We start from the raw sequence: 26,068 nt of genomic DNA, 5'->3' as shown, positions 1-26,068 counted from the left end.
AGCCTTTTTATTTGGTCATGGTCATGTCTATGCCATACTAGGCGACCAACCAGTGAGCTGACTGAGTAGTAGGATAATAATGGACAATATCGACGTCAGAGGCGCGCGCACGCACAACCTCAAAAACATCAACCTCACCATCCCTCGCGACAAGCTGATCGTGATCACTGGCCTGTCTGGTTCCGGCAAGTCATCATTGGCTTTCGATACCTTATACGCAGAAGGCCAGCGCCGCTACGTTGAATCCTTGTCAGCGTATGCACGCCAGTTTCTTTCCTTGATGGAAAAACCCGATGTTGACCATATTGAGGGCCTGTCGCCTGCCATCTCGATAGAGCAAAAGTCCACCTCGCACAATCCACGCTCAACGGTCGGCACCATCACTGAAGTGTATGATTACCTGCGCTTGCTCTATGCCCGTGTCGGTGAGCCACGCTGTCCCACTCATGATGTGACCTTGGCCGCTCAGACCATTAGTCAGATGGTCGATAAAGTGCTTGCGCTGCCAGAGGGCAGCAAGCTGATGCTGCTCGCGCCAATCATTAAAAACCGTAAAGGGGAGCATGTTAAGACCCTTGAGAACCTCGCCGCGCAGGGATTTATCCGTGCAAGGATCAATGGCGAAGTGTGCGATCTGTCGGATCCGCCGACACTCGAGCTGCAGAAAAAGCACACCATTGAGGTGGTGGTCGACCGCTTTAAAGTGCGCGATGATCAGCAACAGCGTTTGGCCGAGTCTTTTGAGACCGCGCTCGAACTCACCGGCGGCAGCGCGGTGATCAGTTGGATGGACGGTGAAGGGGAAGAGATCATCTTTTCCGCCAACTTTGCCTGCCCACACTGCGGTTACAGCATGCAAGAGCTTGAACCTCGCCTGTTCTCCTTTAATAATCCAGCCGGTGCCTGTGGTACCTGTGACGGCTTGGGGGTGCAACAATATTTTGACCCTAAACGCGTGATTCAAAACCCAGCGGTTAGCTTGGCGGGGGGCGCGATCCGCGGCTGGGATCGACGTAATTTTTATTACTTCCAAATGCTACGCTCGCTGTCTGAGCATTACGGGTTTGATTTGGAAGAGCCATGGCAGGATCTCTCCGGCACCATTCAGGACATTCTCTTGTATGGGTCAGGGCCGAAAGAGATCGAGTTCAAATACGTCAACGATCGGGGCGATATTCGTGTACGCAAACATCCGTTTGAGGGGATCCTCAACAATATGGAGCGTCGCTACCGTGACACCGAATCGAATGCCGTGCGCGATGAACTGGCCAAATATATCGCTACTAAACCCTGTGCCAGCTGCGGTGGCTCACGCTTACGCCAAGAAGCTCGTCACGTGTTTATCGACGGCCACAATCTACCCGAGATTTGTGAGCTGAGCATTCAACAGGCGCTGGACTTCTTTGAACAACTGACCTTGACCGGGCAACGCGCCAAGATTGCCGAAAAGGTGATGAAAGAGATCCATGACCGGCTACGGTTTTTGGTCAATGTGGGGCTTAACTACCTGAATTTATCGCGCAGTGCCGATACCCTCTCTGGCGGTGAAGCACAGCGTATTCGACTGGCCAGCCAAATTGGCGCGGGCTTGGTGGGCGTCATGTACGTCCTGGATGAGCCCTCTATTGGCCTGCACCAGCGTGACAATGCCCGCTTGCTTGACACCTTGGAGCACCTGCGCGATCTAGGGAACACCGTGATGGTGGTCGAGCATGACGAAGATGCCATACGTGCAGCCGATTACATCATTGATATTGGCCCGGGGGCCGGGGCACATGGGGGCCACATTGTTGCCGAAGGCAGTTTAGAGGACATACTCGCCAGTGAGTCGTCACTGACAGGCCAGTATCTAAGTGGCAAGCAAGCCATCGAGGTTCCCGCAAAGCGTATTGAGCGCGATCCGAACAAAATGTTGACCCTGAAAGGGGCAACGGGCAACAACCTGAAAAACGTTGATCTCCACCTACCTGTCGGACTCCTTACCTGCGTGACGGGTGTGTCAGGCTCAGGCAAGTCAACGCTTATCAATGACACCTTCTTTAAAGTCGCCCACCAGCAATTGAACGGCGCGACCACCGCTGATCCCGCGCCGTATCAATCGATTGATGGCTTGGGGCACTTTGATAAGGTGATCGATATTGACCAAAGTCCTATTGGCCGTACCCCACGCTCAAACCCAGCCACTTATACGGGGATCTTTACCCCGATCCGTGAGCTGTTTGCCGGCACGCAAGAAGCGCGTGCGCGCGGCTATAAAGTGGGTCGCTTCAGCTTTAACGTGCGCGGCGGTCGCTGTGAAGCCTGCCAAGGGGATGGCGTAATCAAAGTGGAAATGCATTTCTTACCCGATGTGTATGTGCCTTGTGATGTGTGTAAAGGCAAGCGTTATAACCGGGAAACATTGGAAGTACGCTATAAAGGCAAGACCATCGATGAAGTCCTTGAGATGACTGTCGAGGACGCGCGTGAGTTTTTCGACGCCGTGCCCGCGATCAAGCGCAAGCTACAGACGTTGATGGATGTGGGCCTGAGCTATATTCGTCTAGGCCAAGCCGCCACCACCTTATCGGGCGGTGAAGCACAGCGGGTTAAGTTAGCCCGAGAGTTGTCTAAACGGGATACGGGTAAAACGCTCTACATCCTCGATGAGCCGACCACAGGGCTTCATTTCCATGATATTCAACAACTGCTTAATGTCTTGCATCGCTTGCGTGAACAGGGCAACACTATCGTGGTGATTGAGCATAATCTGGATGTGATAAAAACCGCGGACTGGATCATCGACTTAGGACCTGAGGGCGGTAACGGCGGCGGTGAAATCATCGCGCAAGGTACGCCAGAAGACATCGTCGATGTTTTGGGTAGCCACACCGCTCACTTCCTCAAACCTATGTTGGAGCGATAATGACCTCAGCGCTGCCGCCGAGTCGCGTAATAAGAAAGCCGCTAACAGCCCCATTTCTGCTTGCGTTAGCGGCCTTGTGGTTAATCTGTTTGCCCCTCTATTCGGTGTCTCTCCCGTTAGTGGGCATTCGTCACCCTGCGGCAGCGTTATCACTACTGACCTTGGCGTTTACCTTAGGGTTTGCCTGCTTGGAAGTCGTGCGTCAACATACCTGGCGGGCAAGCCGACTAACCTGGATGCTTGGTTTGGCAACGGGCCTGGCGATTATTCCTTATTACTATCCGCACGCAGAGGCACTCAATAGTGGTTATGCTATGGCCGCCTTGATACTGAGCCTCGGTTTCTTCTCCAGCCTTCAGCAGTTTGTTTTTAACCATTCGCAGCGGCAAAAGCTACTCGGGGTATTTTTGCTCGCCTCTTGGCTCGCGGTGCTGTCGGTGTTGGGCAATCAATCACCACCGGGCATGGCACCTTTTATGTTTAACAACTGGGTGCCTCACTTGCCCCCAGCGGTCACGCATACCCTGCTGCTCACGGGGCTGACGTTAGCCGCATACATTCTCGCCAGAGAGCCGAGTGGCCGCTATCGCCACCCTATCAGCCAAAGCTTATTGGCCGTCACCCCCTTCATTTTTATTCCCGTATTAGCGATGCAAGGTCAGCCCCTGCTGCTGCTCTTTGCCTTGTGTGCCGTCGTGTTACAGCAAGCCTATTTGGCTCGCTTTGCCTCCAGGCGCCAGCACAAAGCCTGGCTTGTGGCGGTCTGTCTCGGCGCTATCCTGGCGGTATTTTTCCTCAGTGGTCAAGATAATTGGCAATGGCTGAGCGCCAGCGAGCAACGTGCGTTGTTGTTAGCGTGGCAACAATGGCAGACAACGCCGTTTTTTGGGGTAGGCATGGGGAATGGCAAGCAGGCCTTGCTATTGCTTTCTGCTTCACAACCCGGCCATCTGGGTCCAGTGAACCTGCCCAGTGCACTGCTATTTTGGCTGTTGGAAGGAGGCTTATTGATTGGATTGGGCTATGTGTTGGTGATCATGGCTATCGGCGTCAGGATCTTTCGTGCGCCCTCAGGAACACGGCGGATCTTGATTGCTTTAGTGCTTCCTCCGCTCACAGGACTGATGATCTATCCGGTGAGCGGCACCCAGTGGTTTAATGGGATATTGTTACTCCTTTGGCTATACTGGCTTGATAACCTCACCAGTAAATATCGCCGCTACCCAGTCCTCACTCATGGTTACAGCCAACGTATCGCCAGTCGCACCGTGATCACTGCCCTCGTCATCGCGACACTCGTGTGCCTGTCGTCCGTGTATTTGGCCAATCGTTATTTGCGCGACTCTTTACTCAGCTCACAACGCTTTGCCTTGTATCAGCAGCACCCATGGTGGCAGCAAAAGCTGGCCCACGCACAACAAAGCCGTCACTTTCAGGCTAACTTGGCGACTTTTTCTGACACTGAGCGCCAGCAACATCTTAACCAATTATTGCGTCAAGTGGCGCAAAGACCACGCTTTGCTGGCTACCAGCACGCCTATCAGGTGGCTCTGCAAATCGGTGACCGTCAACGGGCTCGCGATATCCAGCAAGAAGCGCGTTATTTGTATCCAAACGCGGCGAAGGTATGGACAACCCGCCATACCCTCCCAAACCATGCGACGCCCTAGCGTAATGCCTCTTCAAGGGCTTTAAGACACAGGGCAATGTTCTCATCCCTTGCGCCATAGCCCATTAAGCCGATCCGCCAGGCTTTGCCGGCGAGATCGCCCAGTCCTGCGCCAATTTCCAAGTTATAGGTGTTGAGAAGATGCTGGCGCACGGCGGCATCATCCACGCCCTCAGGAATATAAACGGCGTTAAGCTGGGGCAAACGATAGGGTTCATCGACCACAAAGCCAATTCCTAGGTTGTCTAATCCCGCTTTCAAACGCTGATGCATCGTGCGGTGGCGCTGCCACGCGTTTTCAATCCCTTCTTGATACAATCTAAGCAGGGCTTCATGTAAGGCATATAAACTATTCACGGGTGCCGTATGGTGGTAGCTACGTTTGCCGTCGCCGCTCCAATACCCCAACACCAAACTTTGGTCGAGAAACCAGCTTTGCACCTTGTGAGTGCGCGCCTGCATTTTTTCTATTGCACGGGGCGAGAATGTCACGGGCGATAAGCCCGGCACACACGATAAGCACTTCTGACTGCCTGAGTAAACCGCATCCAACTGCCATTCATCGACTTTCAACGGCACGCCACCGAGCGAGGTCACCGCATCGACAATAGTGAGGCAGCCATGCTCGCGCGCCAAGGTGGCAAGGGCCTGTGCATCTGAGCAAGCGCCTGTGGACGTCTCAGCATGGACAAATGCGACAATGCTAGCCTCCGGGTGCGCCTTCAAAGCCGCTTCAACCTTTTCAGGATTGACCGGATCGCCCCAAGCATCATCAACCATCACCGCGTGTGCGCCACAACGCTCCACGTTTTCTCGCATCCGGTCGCCAAACACGCCATTGCGACACACGATCACTGTGTCACCAGGCTCCACCAAATTGACAAAACAGGCTTCCATCCCCGCACTCCCGGGGGCAGAGACCGCAATGGTAAACGGATTTTCGGTTTGAAAAGCGTACTGCAGTAGCTGCTTGACCTCATCCATCATGCCAATGAATAAGGGATCAAGATGCCCTAATGTCGGCTTACTCAATGATTGCAGCACCGATGGATAAATGTCAGAAGGGCCTGGCCCCATCAGTGTGCGAGCGACAGGTTGAAAAGACTGAATATCGGAAATTGCACGAGCCATCACGAATCCTTGTTGTTGGTACCGAAGCTCACCGTTATAGCATATTTTTTCGCCATCCCCCTAGCCTCTGGCACATGAACTGTGTGATCGCTAGCGTCGATTTGCTTTTCTTGTCAGGGTCGATAATGGGCAATGGCCTTTTCTTGCCTGGGTGAGAGGCAGGCGCTGGGCAGCGCTCCTATCGAGCGTAAAAACACGGTTGACACCCTGCGATCACACCCGTAATGTTAAAACTGTTCATGCGGTTATCAACCCATGACTGAACATGCAGAAGAGGTGCATTTCTCAGGCAGTTATCAAGCGGAGCCCCACTCCTAAGCATGATAACCAGGGGAGACAATGCCGAGGTGGCGTACGATCGGGGTCGATACGCTGCCGGCCTTGAAGGCTGAATCCTTCAGGCTGTCACTTGTCATCCATATGGACAGACAGGTGGAGCGCTTCTGGCAGACTACACCTGCCGTTTGCTCTTCCTACCTTGTCGCGGTATTTATCGCGGTCACGATGTGACTTCTGATGTTCCCCATCATTTTTAATTTTTTGACTCTGCTAGCCAGAGAGGGGAAAGGACGTGAGGCCATTACCATCAATTTCAGTCGCTAAGTTTGGCGGCACCAGTGTCGGGACGCTAGCGGCGATGCAGCAAAGCGCCGCTGTTATCGAGCAAAACCCGCAAACCCGTTTAATCGTGATCAGTGCGTGCGCCGGTGTGACCAATCATTTGGTCGCGCTGGCAAAAGGGATCAGCGACCCTAACGCGCGCCAAGCCAAATTAGACGCCATTCATGCCATTCACCAAGCCATATTGCAGCAACTTCCTGATTGCCAAAACACGCAAACAGCCGTCGAACACTGGCATCTCGCCATTGCCGAGTATGCCGAAAAAGCAGCTGTCACCCCGGATTCGGCCTTAACCGATGCGTTGGTAGCCTGCGGCGAGCTGATCTCGACCCATATTTTCACCCATTTACTCAACAGCCGAGGTATGGCAACAATACGGGCCGATGCGCGTGAATTGCTGCGCACCGACAGCCAGTTTGGCTGTGCCCAGCCTGACCCACAGCAGACGCGAACACAGTGCCACGACCAATTGCTTCCGCATTTAGCCACACACCGAGTGGTCACCCAAGGGTTTATCGGCGCGGATGCCCACGGACAAACCACCACCTTAGGCCGTGGTGGTAGCGACTACAGTGCCGCACTGTTCGCCGAAGCCGTGGACGCAGAGAGTTTGGCCATTTGGACCGATGTACCGGGGATTTATACCACCGACCCGCGGATTGCCGACCAAGCGCGCCCAATCAGTGAAATTAGTTTTAGCGAAGCCTCAGAAATGGCCACGTTTGGTGCCAAAATCCTGCACCCATCCACCTTAGTGCCTGCAGTGCGCCAACATATTCCTGTGTTTGTCGGGGCTGCGAGCGCGCCTGAGCAAGGCGGCACCTGGATCCGCGAACAAGCGCACTCGGCACCGCTGTTTCGTGCCGTCGCCTTACGACGAAACCAAACCATGGTGACACTGACCAGCTTAAACATGTTCCATGCATATGGCTTTTTGGCCAAAGTATTTGAGGTTTTGGCACGATTTGAAATCTCGGTGGACTTGATCACCACCTCAGAGGTCAGTGTCGCTTTAACCCTTGATCAAACCAACACTCAGGGCGACGCACCGCAGCTGCCAGAAGCGGCTATCGCCGAGCTGACCCAGTTATGTCATGTCGAGATCTGCGAGAACCTGGCGGTGGTGGCGCTGATTGGCAATGATATGAATCATACTGCTGGCGCGACAGCGCCGGTGTTCAGTGCCTTAGCACAACACAAACTACGCATGATTTGCTACGGTGCCAGCAACCACAATGTCTGTGTTGTGGTTGAAGATGACGATGCCACCCAGGTGGTGCAGCGGTTACACGCGGACTTATTTGAGTGAAGAAAGAAGCCAGCACATTGATGTGCTGGCTTCTTTCGTTAGCCGTTTAAGTTCGGCCCGAGCCATTTTTCCGCTTCTTCGCTGCTCCACCCTTTGCGTGCTGCATAGCTGTCTCGCTGATCGTTTTGGATCTTCGCCACCGCAAAGTAACGTGACTCAGGATGGGAAAAATACCAACCTGAGACTGACGCCCCCGGCCACATCGCGTAGCTTTCAGTGAGTGTCATCCCCGTATGCGCTTCTACCGATAGCAATTGCCAAATTTTGCCTTTCTCACTGTGTTCAGGACAGGCGGCATAACCCGGCGCTGGCCGGATTCCTTGGTATTGCTCGCGGATCAGCGCGTCGTTATCGAGCGTCTCATCGGGCGCATAGCCCCACAAGGTGATCCGAATTTGCTGATGGAGGTACTCTGCAAAGGCTTCTGCGAGTCTATCGGCGACCGCCTGGATCATGATCGCGTTATAATCATCCCCTTTCGCTTTGTATTCTTCCGCCAAGGCATATTCGCCAATACCACCTGTGACCGCAAATGCGCCAATCCAATCCGGCTGGCCACTGCTTGTTGGCGCAATAAAGTCCGACAAGCAATAGTTGGCACCACGTGGCTTTTTCGTTTGCTGCCGCAAGTGGTTCAGTACGGTGAGCGTCGCTTGGCGAGACCCATCCCCATAGACCTCAATATCATCATCAATGCTATTGGCAGGAAAGAGGCCACACACCCCTTTTGCCGCCACCAAGCCTTCTGCCTCGAAACGATCGAGCCAAGCATTGGCGTCCTGGTACAAACGACGCGCTTCCTCACCCACCAGTTCGTGATCCAAAATCGCCGGGAATTTGCCACTGAGTGACCAAGTCATAAAGAAGGGTGTCCAGTCGATATACTGACGTAAGGTCGCTATCGAGACATCATCGTAAACATGGACGCCCGGCTTCACCGGTTGCGGAGGCACATAGTTTGCCCAGTCCGTTTGCCACTTATTGTCGCGCGCCTGCTCAAGGGATACTGGTGCCGTGCGCGGGGTTTTACGCTGGTGCTGCTCACGTACCGCCGCATAGTCTTTAGCTAAACGGGCTACAAAATCCGGTCGCTGCGTCTCGGATAATAACGATGAGCATACCCCAACCGCACGTGACGCGTTGGGCACATAGACCACGGGCGCATGGTAATGCTGCTCAATTTTCACCGCGGTATGGGCTTTGGACGTGGTCGCACCGCCAATAAGTAGAGGAATATCAAACCCTTGACGTTCCATCTCTTTCGCCACGTTCACCATCTCATCTAACGATGGGGTAATCAGGCCTGATAAACCAATAATATCGACGTTTTCTTCTCGGGCCACCGACAGGATTTTATCGGTCGGCACCATCACGCCGAGATCAATAATCTCGAAGTTATTACATTGCAGCACCACACCAACAATGTTTTTGCCAATGTCATGCACATCCCCTTTGACCGTGGCGAGCAAGATCTTGCCATTGGTCTGTCCTTGCTGCTTTTCAGCATTGATGTAGGGCTCAAGGTAGGCCACTGCCTGCTTCATCACCCGTGCCGACTTCACCACTTGTGGCAGGAACATCTTGCCTTCACCAAACAAGTCCCCGACCACGTTCATGCCTGCCATCAACGGGCCTTCAATCACTTCTAGAGGTTTACTTGCCGCGGCGCGAGCCAGCTCGGTATCTTCAACAATAAACTCGGTAATGCCTTTGACCAGTGCATGTTCAAGGCGCTTTTCCACTGGCCAACTACGCCACTCTGCAGTTTCTGCGACCTCGCTCTCCCCGCTATCGCGATAGCTGTCGGCGATGTCCAGCAAACGCTCTGTCGCCCCATCGTCTTTGTTGAGCACCACATCTTCCACTGCTAGGCGCAAAGACTCGGATAAATCATCATAAATCGCCAATTGACCGGCGTTGACGATCCCCATGTCCATGCCATTTTTGATGCAGTGATACAAAAACACCGCATGAATGGCCTCGCGGACGGGGTTGTTGCCTCGAAACGAAAACGACACATTGGAGACGCCGCCCGAGATCATGGCATGCGGCAGGGTTTGTTTAATATCGGCCACCGCGTTGATGAAATCGACCGCGTAGTTATTATGCTCATCAATGCCGGTGGCAACCGCAAAAATATTAGGATCGAAAATAATGTCTTCCGGTGGAAAGCCGACTTGCTCGACCAGAAGATGATAAGCGCGCGTACAGATTTCCACTTTCCGCTCTTGAGTATCGGCTTGACCTTGTTCGTCAAACGCCATCACGATCACCGCCGCGCCATAACGACGGACTAAACGTGCTTGGTGAAGAAAAGCCTCTTCTCCTTCTTTGAGCGAAATAGAATTGACGATGCCTTTCCCTTGAATGCACTTTAGGCCAGCTTCAATCACTTCCCATTTAGAGGAGTCAATCATCACAGGCACACGGGCAATATCCGGCTCGGCCGCGCATAAATTGAGGAAGCGCACCATGGCCTTTTCGGCATCCAACATGCCTTCATCCATATTGATATCGATGATTTGGGCGCCGTTTTCCACTTGCTGCAATGCCACTTCCAGCGCTTCGTCGTATTGCTCTTCAACGATTAAGCGTTTAAAGCGTGCTGAGCCAGTCACATTGGTGCGCTCACCCACGTTAACGAACAAGCTATCGGCATTAATGGTCAGGGGCTCGAGCCCAGATAAGCGACAGGCCACAGGGTGGTCAGGCAGAGAGCGTGGCGCATGTTTTTTCACCGCGTCGCTAATCGCTTGAATATGCTCAGGCGTGGTGCCACAACAACCACCGACCAAATTGATAAAGCCAGACGCCGCCCACTCATCAATGTGTGTCGCCATCTGTTCGGGAGAAAGATCATACTCGCCAAAGGCGTTGGGCAACCCCGCATTGGGGTGGACGGAGACAAAGCCCTCACAAATGTCGCTCAGCTCTTTGACATACTGGCGCAATTCAGCTGGCCCAAGTGCGCAGTTTAAGCCAAACGACAGTGGTTCGACATGACGCAACGAGTGATAAAAAGCGGCGGTGGTTTGTCCGGATAAGGTGCGTCCAGACGCATCAGTGATGGTGCCGGAGATCATAATGGGTAAGCGAAAACCGCGGGCATCAAAGACCTTTTCAACCGCAAATGCACAGGCTTTGGCATTCAAGGTATCAAAAATGGTCTCCAACATGATGATATCAACACCGCCGTCAATGAGCGCTTCGGTGGACTCGGCATACACGTCGACTAACTGATCAAAGCTGACATTGCGAAAGCCCGGGTCATTCACGTCTGGAGAGATTGAACACGTTCGGTTCGTCGGCCCTAACACGCCCGCGACAAAACGGGGTTTATCCGGCGTTTTCGCCGTCCACGAATCAGCAACCTCACGCGCAAGCCGAGCTGCCGCGCCGTTGATTTCCGCACTCAGCGCCTGCATGTCGTAATCAGCCATCGCGATTTGGGTGGCGTTAAAGGTGTTGGTTTCAATAATGTCCGCGCCCGCCGCCAGATAATCACTGTGTAGCGAAGCGATCTTATCAGGCTGCGTCAGCACCAAGAGATCATTATTGCCTTTCACATCACAGTGCCAATCTTTAAAACGTTGGCCACGATAATCGGCTTCGCTCAGTGCCAAACCTTGGATCATGGTGCCCATGCCACCATCGATCACTAGAATACGGTCGCGCAGTTGCTGTGTTAGTCGGTCCATACTATTACGCTTATCATCTTCCTCGTTGCAGTCATTTCATCCTACCACAGCGGAAATGGAAATCTAGACGTCTATAAATAACAATTTATTTTGATCTATTTCAATTCAGCTGTTCGTTTTGAAAGCGATTTCTATTAATATTTCGACACACTTTTTCATTCCCTCGTTGCACTAGGAAGCGGCATGTCAACCTACGCAATCCTCAGCTTTATGGCTGCTGCAGCCATCTTTATCGCTTTTATTAATAGTAAAATAAGCCGAGTACAAACCACGATCGCCATCACCGCCAGCTCGCTCCTACTGTCTTTGCTGATAGTGATCGCCGGTCAATACCAAGCAATTCCACTAAAAGCCATGGCCGAGCAGATACTGACAGATATCCACTTTGATACGTTTTTGCTCAAAGGCGTCCTCGGCTTTTTGCTCTTCGCAGGGGGGATTGGCGTCAAGCTTCCCTCTTTCTCCGACCAAAAGTGGGAGATCACAACCCTGGTGATCGGCGGGCTATTGGTCTCTGTGTTGTTAATCGGCTCCGGTATCTGGGGCGTGTTTCAGCTAATTGGCATCCCCTTTGATTTCCTCTACTGCCTGTTATTTGGCGCGCTGATATCGCCCACCGACCCCATCGCTGTGCTTGCTATCGTCAAAAAGCTGCAAGCACCGACGCGGATCACCACACAAATTGAGGGAGAGTCATTATTCAATGATGGTGTGGGTATCGTGATCTTTGTGACCCTTTTTACCCTAGCCTTTGGCGACAACAACCCGACGGTGGGCGGTACCATTGCCTTGTTTTTACAAGAAGCCGTTGGCGGGGTTTTATATGGCCTAGTGCTGGGCTATCTTTTCCATCGCTTGATTTGTGCCACTAACGATCACTCGATGGAATTGCTATTAACGCTGGCTATCCCCAGCGCTGGCTATGTCTTGGCCGATATGCTGCATGTCTCTGGCCCGCTGGCAATGGTGGTATCGGGGATCATGATCGGTAACTGGACCCGCTTTATTGGCTTTTCCAAAGAAAGTGAAGATCACCTCGACCACTTCTGGGAATTAGTCGATGAATTTCTTAACAGCCTACTCTTTCTCCTCATCGGGGTTAGCTTGCTGCAAATCAGTTTCCATAAAGAAGACTGGATCATTATGGCGGCGGTGGTTCCTATTGTGCTTCTCGCCCGTTTTATTAGCGTGAAAATGTGCTATCTCGGTTTCAACCGCTTTCGTTCTTATAACCCTTGGGCGGTGCGTATATTAAGCTGGGGTGGGTTACGTGGCGGTCTCGCACTGGCGATGGCGATGGCCGTGCCCGCTGGCATCATGGTGGTGCCGGAAAAAAATATCGATGTCCGCGAGCTGATCCTCATCATGACCTACGCGGTGGTGGTGTTTTCCATTTTGGTGCAAGGCTCAACCATGACAGGCATGGTTGATAAAGCAAACGCAGCACAAGACGAAATGGATACACATCAAACCTAAATCCACACAGCTCCCAAAGCAAAAGGCGTCCGCGGGCGCCTTTTTTATTCATCCAGGGTAAAGTTAGACGCAGAGAAGGTATCCAAGTCGAAGGGCGTTTGTTGGTAAACACAATAGTTCAGCCAGTTGGCAAACAGTAAATGGCCATGGCTGCGCCAACTCACATACGGTGGCTGCGAGGGGTCATCATCCGGGTAATAGTTAAGGGGAACCGCTGGCTCCATCCCTTCTTCTAAATCCCGATGATATTCATGATGCAAGCTATGAGAATCATACTCAGGGTGACCGGTGACAAACACATTGCGCTTATCTTTCGTCGCCGCCAGATAGGTACCCGCTTCATTAGAGGTTGCTAAGATGTCGAGATCCGTATGCTCTGCAAGATAGTTAGGCGAAAAATCCGCATAGCGCGAGTGGGGCGCTAAGAAACTATCATCAAAGCCGCGTAATAGCGGATGTTTGCATAAGTCAGCATTAATGTCGTGCTGATAGACACCCGATAACTTCTCCTTACGAGTTTTCTTAGGCAAGTCGTAAAGTAGCTTTAAGCCCGCTTGCGCGGCCCAACAAATATAGAGGGTTGAAGTAACGTGTTGGTGCGCCCAATTCATCACATCCTGTAAATGCTCCCAGTAAATCACATCCTCGAACTGTACCAACCCGAGTGGCGCGCCTGTCACGATAAGGCCATCGAAATTACGTCCGCGAACGGCCTCAAACTGACGGTAGAAGGTATCGAGATGCTCGGTTGGCGTATTTTTGCTTGGCCGGTTATCTATCCGTAAAAGCTCAACATCCACTTGCAAAGGACTGTTAGAGAGTAGACGCATAAATTGCGTTTCCGTCTCGATTTTCTTTGGCATCAGGTTGAGCAGCAGCACCTTCAACGGGCGGATGTTTTGACTCACCGCGCGCGTCTCGGTCATTACGAATATGTTTTCACGCCTTAGGATATTAGTCGCGGGGAGCTGATCCGGGATTTTAATCGGCATTACTGCCTCCTAGAGATGTTTAGACGTCCAGATATCTAATAACATAACCTAGTCACTGATTAAGCTCAAGCAGTGATCACCCTTAGACCAACATTGTTTTAAGCATAGGAGAAGACAGTATTGATAAGAAAGATAGAAACGAAAAAAGCCCCCCGCGAATGCGGAGGGCTTCGAAAAAACTCTTGGCAGTGGCCTACTCTCACATGGGGAGACCCCACACTACCATCGGCGCAGCAACGTTTCACTTCTGAGTTCGGCATGGGTTCAGGTGGTGCCGTTACGCTATGGCCGCCAAGAAAATTCTGGTGCTGATAGGCAGATTTGAACTGCCGACCTCACCCTTACCAAGGGTGCGCTCTACCAACTGAGCTATATCAGCGAAAACGCGTCATCAAAGTCTTACGCATATCCGCTTTGATGATTAAATTGTTACTAACTAAAGCCTAACAGTAAGCTCTAATTAGGTTATCTTGTTTGATGCGATGAGGATTTTGAATCGAGACGCGCAGTGTATGCCAATACATGAGCATCGCAGATATCAAAAGCATCGAGCTATCAACAAGATAAGCAATGAGAGCCTGGCGATGTCCTACTCTCACATGGGGAGACCCCACACTACCATCGGCGCTGCTTCGTTTCACTACTGAGTTCGGCATGGAGTCAGGTGGGTCCAAAGCGCTATGGTCGCCAAGCAAAATTTGGTGTGTCTTCACTTTTCAGTCAAAACACAAATCTAGAAAGCTGTTCGTTCTCGCCACAATCAACTGGCTTATTTTGAGTCCAACCCAAAACCCCTTGGGTGTTGTATGGTTAAGCCGCACGGGCCATTAGTACAGGTTAGCTCAACGCCTCACAGCGCTTACACACCCTGCCTATCAACGTTCTCGTCTAGAACAACCCTTTAGAGAGCTCGAGGCTCTAGGGATGACTCATCTCGGGGCCAGCTTCGCGCTTAGATGCTTTCAGCGCTTATCTGTGCCGAACTTAGCTACCGGGCAATGCGTCTGGCGACACAACCCGAACACCAGCGGTTCGTCCACTCCGGTCCTCTCGTACTAGGAGCAGCTCCCCTCAATCATCCAACGCCCACGGCAGATAGGGACCGAACTGTCTCACGACGTTCTAAACCCAGCTCGCGTACCACTTTAAATGGCGAACAGCCATACCCTTGGGACCGACTTCAGCCCCAGGATGTGATGAGCCGACATCGAGGTGCCAAACACCGCCGTCGATATGAACTCTTGGGCGGTATCAGCCTGTTATCCCCGGAGTACCTTTTATCCGTTGAGCGATGGCCCTTCCATTCAGAACCACCGGATCACTATGACCTACTTTCGTACCTGCTCGAGCCGTCACTCTCGCAGTTAAGCGGGCTTATGCCATTGCACTAACCTCACGATGTCCGACCGTGATTAGCCCACCTTCGTGCTCCTCCGTTACTCTTTGGGAGGAGACCGCCCCAGTCAAACTACCCACCAGGCACTGTCCTCACCCCAGATAATGGGGCTAAGTTAGAACATCAAACATACAAGGGTGGTATTTCAAGGATGGCTCCACAGCAACTGGCGTCGCCGCTTCAAAGCCTCCCACCTATCCTACACATGTAGGCTCAATGTTCAGTGCCAAGCTGTAGTAAAGGTTCACGGGGTCTTTCCGTCTAGCCGCGGGTACACAGCATCTTCACTGCGATTTCAATTTCACTGAGTCTCGGGTGGAGACAGCGTGGCCATCATTACGCCATTCGTGCAGGTCGGAACTTACCCGACAAGGAATTTCGCTACCTTAGGACCGTTATAGTTACGGCCGCCGTTTACCGGGGCTTCAATCAATGGCTTCTCTTGCGATAACCACATCAATTAACCTTCCGGCACCGGGCAGGCGTCACACCGTATACGTCATCTTTCGATTTTGCACAGTGCTGTGTTTTTAATAAACAGTTGCAGCCACCTGGTATCTGCGACTGCCCATAGCTCCATCCGCTAGGGACTTCACCGCGGGCAGCGTACCTTCTCCCGAAGTTACGGTACCATTTTGCCTAGTTCCTTCACCCGAGTTCTCTCAAGCGCCTTGGTATTCTCTACCCGACCACCTGTGTCGGTTTGGAGTACGGTTCCTACTTACCTGAAGCTTAGAGGCTTTTCCCGGAAGCATGGCATCAATGACTTCACCACCTTGGTGGCTCGACATCGTGTCTCGGCCTTGATTTCCCGGATTTGCCTAAGAAATCAGCCTACGCACTTGAACCTGGACAACCATCGCCAGGCCCACCTAGCCTTCTCCGTCCCCCCATCGCAGTAAGCAGCAGTACGGGAATATTAACCCGTTTCCCATCGACTACGCCTTTCGGCCTCGCCTTAGGGGCCGACTTACCCTGCCCCGATTAACGTTGGACAGGAACCCTTGGTCTTCCGGCGAGGAGGTTTTTCACCCCCTTTATCGTTACTCATGTCAGCATTCGCACTTGTGATACCTCCAGCATGCCTCTCAGCACACCTTCAACAGCTTACACAACGCTCCCCTACCCAATATCCATAAGGACATTGCCGCAGCTTCGGTGTATCGCTTAGCCCCGTTACATCTTCCGCGCAGGCCGACTCGACCAGTGAGCTATTACGCTTTCTTTAAATGATGGCTGCTTCTAAGCCAACATCCTGGCTGTCTGAGCCTTCCCACATCGTTTCCCACTTAGCGATAACTTGGGGACCTTAGCTGGCGGTCTGGGTTGTTTCCCTCTCCACGACGGACGTTAGCACCCGCCGTGTGTCTCCCGGATAGCACTTACTGGTATTCGGAGTTTGCAAAGGGTTGGTAAGTCGGGATGACCCCCTAGCCTTAACAGTGCTCTACCCCCAGTAGTGTTCGTCCGAGGCGCTACCTAAATAGCTTTCGGGGAGAACCAGCTATCTCCGAGTTTGATTGGCCTTTCACCCCTAGCCACAGGTCATCTCCTAACTTTTCAACGTTAGTGAGTTCGGTCCTCCAGTTGATGTTACTCAACCTTCAACCTGCCCATGGCTAGATCACTCGGTTTCGGGTCTAATGCAAGCAACTGTCGCCCAGTTAAGACTCGGTTTCCCTACGGCTCCCCTATGCGGTTAACCTGGCTACTTACATTAAGTCGCTGACCCATTATACAAAAGGTACGCGGTCACCCCATCACTAAGTCACCTCTGCTGGATTGGGCGGTTGACCCACGCTGCGCGTGGTTAACCCAATCAACAAAGTGATAGCGTCTCACTAAGATGAAGTGTCTTAGTGATGGGGCTCCCACTGCTTGTACGTAGACGGTTTCAGGTTCTATTTCACTCCCCTCACAGGGGTTCTTTTCGCCTTTCCCTCACGGTACTGGTTCACTATCGGTCAGTCAGGAGTATTTAGCCTTGGAGGATGGTCCCCCCATGTTCAGACAAGATATCACGTGTCCCGTCTTACTCGTTTTCACGCCTAAGGCGCCGTCGGTTACGGGGCTATCACCCTTTATTGCCAGGTTTTCCAACCTGTTCACCTAACGCCTAAGCCGCTTAAGGGCTGCTCCGGGGTCGCTCGCCGCTACTGCCGGAATCTCAATTGATTTCTTTTCCTTCGGGTACTTAGATGTTTCAGTTCCCCGAGTTCGCCTCTTAGCGCTATGTATTCACGCTAAGATACCTGCTTATGCAGGTGGGTTTCCCCATTCGGACATCGATGGCTCAAATGCTTCTTACCAGCTCACCATCGCTTTTCGCAGGTTAGTACGTCCTTCATCGCCTCTGACTGCCAAGGCATCCACCGTCTACGCTTAATTACTTAACCATACAACCCCAAGAGGTTTTTTTTTGCGCGAGACTGTCTTAAAAAGAAATCTGCGTCGCAAAACCACTGAGTGTTGAATCATCAACCAATTAAGGTTTTGTTTTTGCCGGACTCAAAATAGAGACTTTGCTTATTACTAAGACAAAGCCCAAGCACACTTGATTGTGTGAGTGACATTACATGTCACTGATTGAGAACTTTACTGTCATTCTTAAAGAATGACTTTGTCAGCTTTCCAGATTGTTAAAGAGCATGTCGTTTATTGCTAAATAAACCACGTTCTAAAGATTCTTAAGCAAAAACCTTTAAAGCGTGGTGGGCGATACCGGGCTCGAACCAGTGACCCCCTCCTTGTAAGGGAGGTGCTCTCCCAACTGAGCTAATCGCCCACGATAGTGTGGTGGGTTGTACAGGATTCGAACCTGTGACCAATTGATTAAAAGTCAACTGCTCTACCAACTGAGCTAACAACCCAATGGCGTCCCATAGGGGAGTCGAACCCCTGTTACCGCCGTGAAAGGGCGGTGTCCTAGGCCTCTAGACGAATGGGACACGCTGATATGTTTGGGAACATATCCTCTTTATAACTTCAACCTATACAATCTGTGTGAGCACTCGCAACAATAGCGTCAGTAAGGAGGTGATCCAGCCCCAGGTTCCCCTAGGGCTACCTTGTTACGACTTCACCCCAGTCATGAACCACACCGTGGTAAACGCCCTCCCGAAGGTTAAGCTATCTACTTCTGGTGCAGCCCACTCCCATGGTGTGACGGGCGGTGTGTACAAGGCCCGGGAACGTATTCACCGTGGCATTCTGATCCACGATTACTAGCGATTCCGACTTCATGGAGTCGAGTTGCAGACTCCAATCCGGACTACGACAGACTTTAAGGGATTCGCTCCACTTCGCAGCTTCGCTGCCCTCTGTATCTGCCATTGTAGCACGTGTGTAGCCCTACTCGTAAGGGCCATGATGACTTGACGTCGTCCCCACCTTCCTCCGGTTTATCACCGGCAGTCTCCCTGGAGTTCCCACCATTATGTGCTGGCAAACAAGGATAAGGGTTGCGCTCGTTGCGGGACTTAACCCAACATTTCACAACACGAGCTGACGACAGCCATGCAGCACCTGTCTCAGCGCTCCCGAAGGCACGCCTCTATCTCTAAAGGATTCGCTGGATGTCAAGAGTAGGTAAGGTTCTTCGCGTTGCATCGAATTAAACCACATGCTCCACCGCTTGTGCGGGCCCCCGTCAATTCATTTGAGTTTTAACCTTGCGGCCGTACTCCCCAGGCGGTCTACTTAATGCGTTAGCGCCGAAAGCCAAAGTCTAAACCTCAACCTCCAAGTAGACAGCGTTTACGGCGTGGACTACCAGGGTATCTAATCCTGTTTGCTACCCACGCTTTCGCATCTGAGCGTCAGTCTTTGTCCAGGGGGCCGCCTTCGCCACTGGTATTCCTTCAGATCTCTACGCATTTCACCGCTACACCTGAAATTCTACCCCCCTCTACAAGACTCTAGCCTGCCAGTTTCAAATGCGGTTCCGAGGTTGAGCCCCGGGCTTTCACATCTGACTTAACAAACCGCCTGCATGCGCTTTACGCCCAGTAATTCCGATTAACGCTCGCACCCTCCGTATTACCGCGGCTGCTGGCACGGAGTTAGCCGGTGCTTCTTCTGCAGCTAACGTCAAGCCATGCACTTATTAAGTACACCACCTTCCTCACTGCTGAAAGTGCTTTACAACCCGAAGGCCTTCTTCACACACGCGGCATGGCTGCATCAGGGTCTCCCCCATTGTGCAATATTCCCCACTGCTGCCTCCCGTAGGAGTCTGGGCCGTGTCTCAGTCCCAGTGTGGCTGATCATCCTCTCAAACCAGCTAAGGATCGTTGCCTTGGTAAGCCATTACCTTACCAACTAGCTAATCCTAACTGGGCCCATCCCAACGCGATAGCTTACATGTAGAGGCCACCTTTGGTCCCAGCTCGTAATGAACTAAGACATTATGCGGTATTAGCCGTCGTTTCCAACGGTTATCCCCCGCGTCAGGGCAGGTTCCCAGCCGTTACTCACCCGTCCGCCGCTCGACGTCCAGCAAATCCACCGAAGCTTCAATGCTGCCGTTTCCGCTCGACTTGCATGTGTTAGGCCTGCCGCCAGCGTTCAATCTGAGCCATGATCAAACTCTTCAATTTAAGTTTGGTGTTTCCGTAGAAACTGCTCAATGAATACTGATTACTGTTTATCTCCGAAGAGACAAACGAATTGACTGTGCCGAACAACTGTAAAAGTTGTCGTTTGGTCACTCAGTTCATCGAATAAATCTTTTTGTCTATTCTTAACGAGTGCCCACACAGATTGCATAGGTCAAATTGTTAAAGAGCGTTGACTGTGCGAAGCGGCGCTTCGCCTGGTCAGGGCTGCGTATCTTACGCGCCTTACCGTTAAAGTCAAGAAGAAATTTTATCTTTTATTTTCAACCCAACCGGGTGAAACAAAACCTCTTTTTGACTCCCCTAACGCGCTGTCTGCGTTAAGTAGGGCGGCATTCTAAAGCGTTTGTGACAAGCGTCAATCATTAATTTTCACTTTTCTTTTAAGCGCTCTATTTTTAGTCGATCTGCTCTGTTTTAGCCAATAATGCCCGTTTCTACTCTCTAAGCACCAAAAGTTACTATTTCGCGACTCGTTCTTATCCGCAGCACCTATCCACCTTAGTTAAACGAAAAGTGAGGCTATACGCGAAAAGCGTGGACCGTTTTTACAACGCGATGGTGAAGGGCCAGATAAAGAAAAAGCCAGGCAAATTGCCTGGCTTTTCTGGGTGCTGCTTATAAGTAATAAAACTTACTCTGCAGCTTGCTCAGCGTCTTGCTCTGGGCGATCAACAAGCTCGATGTAAGCCATTGGGGCTTTATCACCAGAGCGAACACCGCATTTCAGAATGCGAGTGTAACCGCCAGCACGTGAAGCAAAACGTGGGCCGAGTTCATTAAACAGTTTCGCTACAACTTCGTCGTTACGAGTACGAGCGAATGCTACACGACGGTTAGCAACACTGTCGTTTTTAGCTAAGGTAATCAACGGTTCAATGACGCGACGCAGCTCTTTTGCCTTCGGCAAAGTTGTTTTGATAACTTCGTGAGTTACCAGCGAGCTAGCCATGTTGCTGAACATCGCTTTACGATGGCTGCTGTTGCGATTGAGTTGACGACCACTCTTACGATGGCGCATGACCTAATCCTTCTAACTAAATAATCAGTCTCTGATTAATCTTCAGCAATGGATGCTGGCGGCCAGTTTTCTAGGCGCATACCTAGAGACAGACCACGTGATGCCAGCACGTCTTTAATTTCAGTCAAAGACTTCTTACCAAGGTTTGGCGTTTTCAGAAGCTCAACCTCGGTACGCTGTACCAGATCACCGATATAGTGAATCGCTTCTGCTTTCAAACAGTTAGCAGAGCGAACAGTTAGTTCAAGATCGTCTACAGGACGCAGTAGGATCGGATCGAACTCTGGCTTCTCTTCTTTCTCCTCAGGGACACGTACATCACGCAGGTCAACAAACGCATCTAGCTGCTCTGCTAGGATGGTTGCCGCACGGCGAATCGCTTCCTCAGGATCCAGTGTACCGTTAGTTTCCATATCGATGACCAGCTTGTCGAGGTCCGTACGCTGTTCGACACGCGCTGCTTCCACTTTGTAAGCAATGCGATCTACTGGGCTGAACGTTGCGTCAACAAGTAGGCGACCGATTGGACGCTCGTCGTCTTCGCTATCGATACGCGCAGACGCTGGTACATAGCCACGACCACGTTCTACCTTGATACGCATGCTAATTTCAGCGCTTGCATCAGTCAGGTGGCAGATAACGTGTTCTGGGTTCGCAATCTCAACACCACCATCATGGGTGATGTCGCCTGCAACAACAGGGCCTGCACCAGACTTGGTCAGAGTAAGGATAACTTCATCTTTACCCTCAACCTTAACGGCTAGGCCTTTAAGGTTAAGTAGGATTTCCAGGATATCTTCCTGAACCCCTTCTTTGGTGCTGTACTCGTGCAATACGCCGTCAATTTCAACTTCCGTCACCGCACAGCCTGGCATAGATGAAAGTAGGATACGACGTAGCGCATTCCCCAGAGTATGGCCAAAGCCACGCTCTAGGGGTTCAAGAGTTACTTTTGCGTGCGTCGAGCTAACTTGTTCAATATCAACTAGACGCGGCTTAAGAAATTCTGTTACAGAACCCTGCATTATGTCCTCTCTTTAGTTCAGCTTTACTTAGAGTAAAGCTCGACGATCAGGTGTTCGTTGATGTCAGCAGACAAATCAGAACGCTCTGGTAGGCGCTTGAATGTGCCTTCCATCTTCTTGCTGTCTACTTCGATCCAAGTTGGCAGTTCGCGTTGAGCGGCAACTTCTAGAGCTGCTTTGATACGCGCCTGGTTCTTAGCTTTCTCGCGAATGCTAATCACGTCGTTTGCCGAAACCTTGAAAGAAGGTACGTTAACTACTTTGCCGTTAACGAGGATCGCTTTGTGGCTTACCAGCTGACGTGATTCGGCGCGTGTTGCACCAAAGCCCATGCGGTAAACTACGTTGTCTAGGCGACCTTCAAGAAGCTGAAGCAGGTTTTCACCTGTATTACCCTTGATGCGGGCAGCGTCTTTGTAGTAGTTACGGAACTGCTTTTCCATTACGCCGTACATACGACGTACTTTTTGCTTCTCGCGAAGCTGAACGCCATAGTCAGACAGACGGCCGCGACGCTGACCGTGAACGCCTGGGACGTTATCGATTTTACACTTGGTATCAATCGCGCGTACGCCTGACTTAAGGAATAAGTCAGTACCTTCGCGACGGCTAAGCTTCAGCTTAGGACCCAAATATCTTGCCATGATCTTTCTCCAATATTCTAAGAAACAGCGCTAGTGCGTATTAAACGCGGCGTTTCTTAGGTGGACGACAACCGTTATGCGGGATTGGCGTCGCATCAACAATGTTAGTGATGCGGAAGCCCGCTGCGTTCAAGGCACGAATAGTAGACTCGCGACCTGGACCTGGACCTTTAACCATCACTTCGAGGTTTTTCAGGCCGTACTCTTTCGCCATTTCACCACAGCGCTCTGCAGCAACCTGCGCAGCGTATGGAGTTGACTTACGAGAGCCACGGAAACCTGAACCACCGGCGGTCGCCCATGCAAGAGCGTTACCTTGACGGTCAGAAATCGTCACGATTGTGTTATTGAAAGACGCATGAATGTGCGCGACGCCATCAGCGACTTGCTTGCGTACGCGTTTGCGTGCACGAGTTGCTTGTTTAGCCATAGTACTTATCTACCCCGATTATTTCTTGATCGGCTTGCGCGGACCCTTACGGGTACGAGCATTGGTCTTCGTACGCTGACCACGTAGTGGCAAGCTGCGACGATGACGAATACCGCGGTTACAACCAAGGTCCATAAGACGCTTGATGTTCATGGAAATTTCACGACGTAGATCGCCTTCTACGGTGTATTTAGCCACACCGTCACGCAATTGGTCGATCTGTTCTTCTGATAGTTCACTGATCTTAGTGCTTTCAGCAATACCTACTTCAGCTAGAATAGCTTGAGAGGTGGTTTTGCCGACGCCGTAAATCGCAGTCAATGCGATAACAGCATGCTTTTGATCAGGAATGTTAATGCCTGCTATACGGGCCACTATTCACTCCTAGTACTTTTCAAGTAGAACCGCTGCAGAGCCCGTCGAGGATACGCAGCGGCATAACCACTTCTTTTGCACATACAAAAGGTGGGCTGGCTAATGTAGCCAGCCTGACCTCATTTTGCAAGAAAAATATTCTGCTATTAGCCTTGGCGTTGCTTGTGCTTTGGCTCACTGCAGATCACACGAACGGTACCGTTACGCTTGATCACTTTACAGTTACGGCAGATTTTCTTAACGGAAGCACGAACTTTCATTGCTAAACTCCGTAAATAGACAACCTATTAGCGGCCGTAGCCTTTGAGGTTGGCTTTTTTCAACACGGACTCATATTGTTGAGACATCAAATGAGTCTGAACTTGAGCCATAAAGTCCATGATTACGACTACTACGATAAGTAGTGATGTACCACCAAAGTAAAAGTGGACATCCCACGCAATCATCATGAACTCGGGGATCAGACAGATAAAGGTAATATACATGGCGCCAGCAAGGGTTAACCGTGTCATCACTTTATCAATGTATTTAGCAGTCTGCTCACCCGGGCGAATACCAGGTACGAACGCTCCTGACTTCTTCAAATTATCTGCTGTTTCTCGCGGGTTGAACACCAACGCCGTATAGAAAAAGCAGAAGAAGATAATCGCTGCCGCATAAAGTATTACGTACGCTGGTTGCCCCGGACTCAGTGCCAATGACACATCGGTTAGCCAGCTTGTCTGATCACCCTTACCAAACCAGTTAGCAAGCGTGCCAGGGAACAAAATAATACTTGATGCAAAAATCGCAGGGATAACGCCTGCCATGTTGATCTTAAGTGGCAGGTGCGTGCTTTGCGCTGCAAAGACACGGCGACCTTGTTGCCGCTTCGCGTAGTTAACAACGATACGACGTTGACCACGCTCCATAAAGACCACAAAGTAGACGACCGCCAATACGATCACTGCGATACCTAGCAAGAGAAGCGGAGACATGTCGCCTTGACGCGCTTGCTCTATTGTCTGTCCAATTGCGGGTGGCAGACCCGCGACAATCCCGGTGAAGATAATCAACGAAATGCCGTTACCAATGCCGCGTTCAGTAATTTGCTCACCTAACCACATCAAGAACATGGTACCTGTGACCAAACTCACTACCGCAGTAAAGTAAAATGCAGGGCCTGGATTTATCACCAAACCTGGCATCATACTCGGTAACCCGGTCGCGATTCCAATTGCTTGGAACGTTGCCAACACCAGCGTGCCGTAGCGGGTATACTGACTTATCTTGCGACGGCCAGATTCACCCTCTTTTTTCAACTCCGCTAACGCGGGATGAACCACTGACAATAACTGAACAATAATCGATGCCGAAATATACGGCATAATGCCCAGTGCCAGTATCGAAGCACGCTCAAGGGCACCACCAGAGAACATGTTAACCAAGTCAATGATGGTCCCTTGTTGCTGTTCGAACAGATCGGCAAGTACAGCAGCGTCAATACCAGGAATGGGTACAAAAGAGCCGGCACGGAATACCAATAATGCCATTGCTACAAAAAGTAAGCGGCTTTTCAGCTCCGCAACTCCGCCTTTTGCACTACTGAAGTTTTGTCCTGGTTGTTTTGCCATCTGTACCTCGTCCTCGAGCTAAATTATTCCTCGATTTTACCGCCTGCAGCTTCGATTGCCGCTTTAGCGCCTTTAGTGACACGAACACCTTTCACTGTCACTGAGCGAGCGATTTCACCAGACAGTACGATTTTCGCCGTACGGGTGTCTTGTGCGATAACATTCGCTGCTTTCAGTGTTTCAAGGCTTACCACGTCACCGTCAACTTTTGCTAGCTCGCCGAGACGAACTTCAGCAGAAGTGAGGCCTTTACGCGAAGTAAAACCGAATTTTGGCAGACGCTGTTTCAAAGGCATTTGACCGCCTTCGAAACCTGGGCGTACTGAACCACCTGAACGTGATTTCTGACCTTTGTGACCACGGCCACCGGTTTTACCCAGGCCTGAACCAATACCACGGCCTACACGCTTCGCAGAAGGCTTTGAGCCTGCAGCCGGAGATAGAGTATTCAAACGCATGTGATTACCCCTCCACTTTAACCATGTAGTTGACCTTGTTGATCATACCGCGCACGCACGGTGTATCTTCAAGTTCAACAGTGTGGTTGATGCGACGTAGGCCCAAGCCACGCAGGGTCGCTTTGTGCTTCGGCAAGCGGCCGATAGCGCTACGAGTCTGAGTTACTTTAATTGTCTTAGCCATGTCGTATTACCCCAGAATTTCGTTGACAGGCATGCCACGTTTCGCAGCTACCATCTCTGGAGACTTCGTACCACCCAGACCATCAATCGTTGCACGAACGATGTTGATTGGGTTGGTCGAACCGTATGCTTTCGCCAGAACGTCTTGAACGCCTGCTACTTCAAGCACGGCACGCATCGCACCACCGGCGATGATACCTGTACCTTCTGATGCTGGCTGCATGTACACTTTTGAACCAGTGTGGCGGCCTTTAACAGCGTGGTGCAGAGTACCGTCTTTCAGCGCGATAGTAATCATGTTACGACGCGCCTTTTCCATTGATTTTTGGATCGCAGCGGGGACTTCACGGGCTTTACCGTAACCGAAACCGACGCGACCGTTACCGTCACCTACCACTGTCAGGGCGGTGAAGGTAAAGATGCGACCACCTTTAACCGTTTTAGAAACACGGTTTACAGCGATCAGCTTCTCATGCAAATCACTTTGTTGTTTATCGTTAGCCATC

At 51.4% G+C, this 26,068-nt stretch carries 17 protein-coding genes, 4 tRNA genes, 4 rRNA genes and 1 riboswitch; of the genes, 4 read left to right on the top strand and 21 right to left on the bottom strand.

Annotation, left to right across the window (positions count from 1 at the left end):
- Positions 1–79: 79 nt before the first annotated feature.
- Positions 80–2,905: an excinuclease ABC subunit UvrA gene (uvrA, locus tag FCN78_RS01650; protein ID WP_077659031.1), complete on the top strand. Its 2,826-nt coding sequence runs from the start codon at positions 80–82 to the stop codon at positions 2,903–2,905.
- On the top strand, positions 2,905–4,575 hold the full coding sequence (locus FCN78_RS01645) for a Wzy polymerase domain-containing protein (RefSeq protein ID WP_077659030.1): 1,671 nt from the start codon (positions 2,905–2,907) through the stop codon (positions 4,573–4,575). The genes uvrA and FCN78_RS01645 overlap by 1 nt, the downstream gene beginning before the upstream one ends.
- Here the strand turns inward: FCN78_RS01645 and FCN78_RS01640 are convergent.
- Positions 4,572–5,705: a pyridoxal-phosphate-dependent aminotransferase family protein gene (locus FCN78_RS01640; RefSeq protein WP_077659029.1), complete on the bottom strand. Its 1,134-nt coding sequence runs from the start codon at positions 5,703–5,705 to the stop codon at positions 4,572–4,574. The two genes, FCN78_RS01645 and FCN78_RS01640, sit on opposite strands and share 4 nt — an antisense overlap.
- A gap of 263 nt (positions 5,706–5,968) precedes the next feature.
- A riboswitch (Lysine riboswitch) is annotated at positions 5,969–6,156 on the top strand.
- Positions 6,157–6,276: 120 nt separating this feature from the next.
- On the opposite strand from FCN78_RS01640, the gene lysC reads away from it, so the two are divergent.
- Positions 6,277–7,635 carry a lysine-sensitive aspartokinase 3 gene (gene lysC, locus FCN78_RS01635; protein WP_077659028.1) on the top strand — a complete coding sequence of 453 codons (1,359 nt, stop codon included), beginning with the start codon at positions 6,277–6,279 and terminating at the stop codon, positions 7,633–7,635.
- A gap of 38 nt (positions 7,636–7,673) precedes the next feature.
- Here lysC and metH read toward each other — a convergent pair whose 3' ends face one another.
- Positions 7,674–11,333, bottom strand: a complete 3,660-nt coding sequence (gene metH, locus FCN78_RS01630) for a methionine synthase (RefSeq protein ID WP_077659027.1) — start codon at positions 11,331–11,333, stop codon at positions 7,674–7,676.
- 183 nt (positions 11,334–11,516) lie between these two features.
- Here metH and FCN78_RS01625 point away from each other — a divergent pair, with 183 nt between their 5' ends.
- Entirely contained in the window at positions 11,517–12,809 is a 1,293-nt protein-coding gene (locus tag FCN78_RS01625; protein WP_077484119.1) for a cation:proton antiporter, read from the top strand.
- A 44-nt stretch (positions 12,810–12,853) separates the two neighbouring features.
- Here FCN78_RS01625 and metA read toward each other — a convergent pair whose 3' ends face one another.
- The 19 genes from metA to rpsE form a co-directional block, all read right to left on the bottom strand.
- The gene (gene metA, locus FCN78_RS01620; RefSeq protein ID WP_077484117.1) at positions 12,854–13,801 is read right to left on the bottom strand and encodes a homoserine O-acetyltransferase MetA; all 948 of its coding nucleotides are present in this window, start codon (positions 13,799–13,801) and stop codon (positions 12,854–12,856) included.
- A 180-nt stretch (positions 13,802–13,981) separates the two neighbouring features.
- Positions 13,982–14,097: ribosomal RNA gene (rrf, locus tag FCN78_RS01615) — 5S ribosomal RNA — on the bottom strand.
- 7 nt (positions 14,098–14,104) lie between these two features.
- A tRNA-Thr gene (locus FCN78_RS01610) sits at positions 14,105–14,180 on the bottom strand.
- 197 nt (positions 14,181–14,377) lie between these two features.
- A 5S ribosomal RNA gene (gene rrf / locus FCN78_RS01605) occupies positions 14,378–14,493 on the bottom strand.
- Positions 14,494–14,607: 114 nt separating this feature from the next.
- Positions 14,608–17,593, bottom strand: a 23S ribosomal RNA gene (locus FCN78_RS01600).
- 313 nt (positions 17,594–17,906) lie between these two features.
- A tRNA-Val gene (locus FCN78_RS01595) sits at positions 17,907–17,982 on the bottom strand.
- A gap of 9 nt (positions 17,983–17,991) precedes the next feature.
- Positions 17,992–18,067: transfer RNA gene (locus FCN78_RS01590), tRNA-Lys, on the bottom strand.
- Between the two features lie 2 nt (positions 18,068–18,069).
- Positions 18,070–18,145, bottom strand: a tRNA-Glu gene (locus FCN78_RS01585).
- 81 nt (positions 18,146–18,226) lie between these two features.
- Positions 18,227–19,795 (bottom strand): 16S ribosomal RNA (locus FCN78_RS01580).
- Together the 16S, 23S and 5S rRNA genes with 4 tRNA genes alongside form the textbook arrangement of a ribosomal RNA operon.
- 652 nt (positions 19,796–20,447) lie before the next feature.
- On the bottom strand, positions 20,448–20,834 hold the full coding sequence (rplQ, locus tag FCN78_RS01575) for a 50S ribosomal protein L17 (protein ID WP_046074810.1): 387 nt from the start codon (positions 20,832–20,834) through the stop codon (positions 20,448–20,450).
- A gap of 35 nt (positions 20,835–20,869) precedes the next feature.
- Positions 20,870–21,859: a DNA-directed RNA polymerase subunit alpha gene (locus FCN78_RS01570; protein ID WP_046074809.1), complete on the bottom strand. Its 990-nt coding sequence runs from the start codon at positions 21,857–21,859 to the stop codon at positions 20,870–20,872.
- Between the two features lie 23 nt (positions 21,860–21,882).
- The gene (rpsD, locus tag FCN78_RS01565) at positions 21,883–22,503 is read right to left on the bottom strand and encodes a 30S ribosomal protein S4 (RefSeq protein ID WP_046074808.1); all 621 of its coding nucleotides are present in this window, start codon (positions 22,501–22,503) and stop codon (positions 21,883–21,885) included.
- Between the two features lie 40 nt (positions 22,504–22,543).
- On the bottom strand, positions 22,544–22,933 hold the full coding sequence (gene rpsK, locus FCN78_RS01560; protein ID WP_021024486.1) for a 30S ribosomal protein S11: 390 nt from the start codon (positions 22,931–22,933) through the stop codon (positions 22,544–22,546).
- Positions 22,934–22,951: 18 nt separating this feature from the next.
- The gene (gene rpsM / locus FCN78_RS01555) at positions 22,952–23,308 is read right to left on the bottom strand and encodes a 30S ribosomal protein S13 (RefSeq protein ID WP_069362270.1); all 357 of its coding nucleotides are present in this window, start codon (positions 23,306–23,308) and stop codon (positions 22,952–22,954) included.
- A gap of 146 nt (positions 23,309–23,454) precedes the next feature.
- Complete coding sequence (gene rpmJ, locus FCN78_RS01550; protein WP_021024484.1) at positions 23,455–23,568, bottom strand: 50S ribosomal protein L36; 114 nt, start codon at positions 23,566–23,568, stop codon at positions 23,455–23,457.
- Between the two features lie 27 nt (positions 23,569–23,595).
- A complete protein-coding gene (gene secY, locus FCN78_RS01545) occupies positions 23,596–24,921 on the bottom strand; it encodes a preprotein translocase subunit SecY (protein ID WP_046074806.1) in 1,326 nt (441 codons plus the stop codon).
- A gap of 23 nt (positions 24,922–24,944) precedes the next feature.
- Positions 24,945–25,379 carry a 50S ribosomal protein L15 gene (gene rplO, locus FCN78_RS01540; RefSeq protein ID WP_069362269.1) on the bottom strand — a complete coding sequence of 145 codons (435 nt, stop codon included), beginning with the start codon at positions 25,377–25,379 and terminating at the stop codon, positions 24,945–24,947.
- Positions 25,380–25,383: 4 nt separating this feature from the next.
- Positions 25,384–25,563 carry a 50S ribosomal protein L30 gene (gene rpmD / locus FCN78_RS01535; RefSeq protein ID WP_069362268.1) on the bottom strand — a complete coding sequence of 60 codons (180 nt, stop codon included), beginning with the start codon at positions 25,561–25,563 and terminating at the stop codon, positions 25,384–25,386.
- Positions 25,564–25,569: 6 nt separating this feature from the next.
- Positions 25,570–26,067 (bottom strand): 30S ribosomal protein S5, encoded by a 498-nt coding sequence (gene rpsE, locus FCN78_RS01530; protein WP_046074803.1) that lies wholly within the window; start codon positions 26,065–26,067, stop codon positions 25,570–25,572.
- Position 26,068: the final 1 nt, after the last annotated feature.

The sequence above is a fragment of the Salinivibrio kushneri genome, from assembly GCF_005280275.1.
GTDB lineage: Bacteria > Pseudomonadota > Gammaproteobacteria > Enterobacterales > Vibrionaceae > Salinivibrio > Salinivibrio kushneri.
This window is presented reverse-complemented; position numbering and strand designations above follow the sequence as displayed.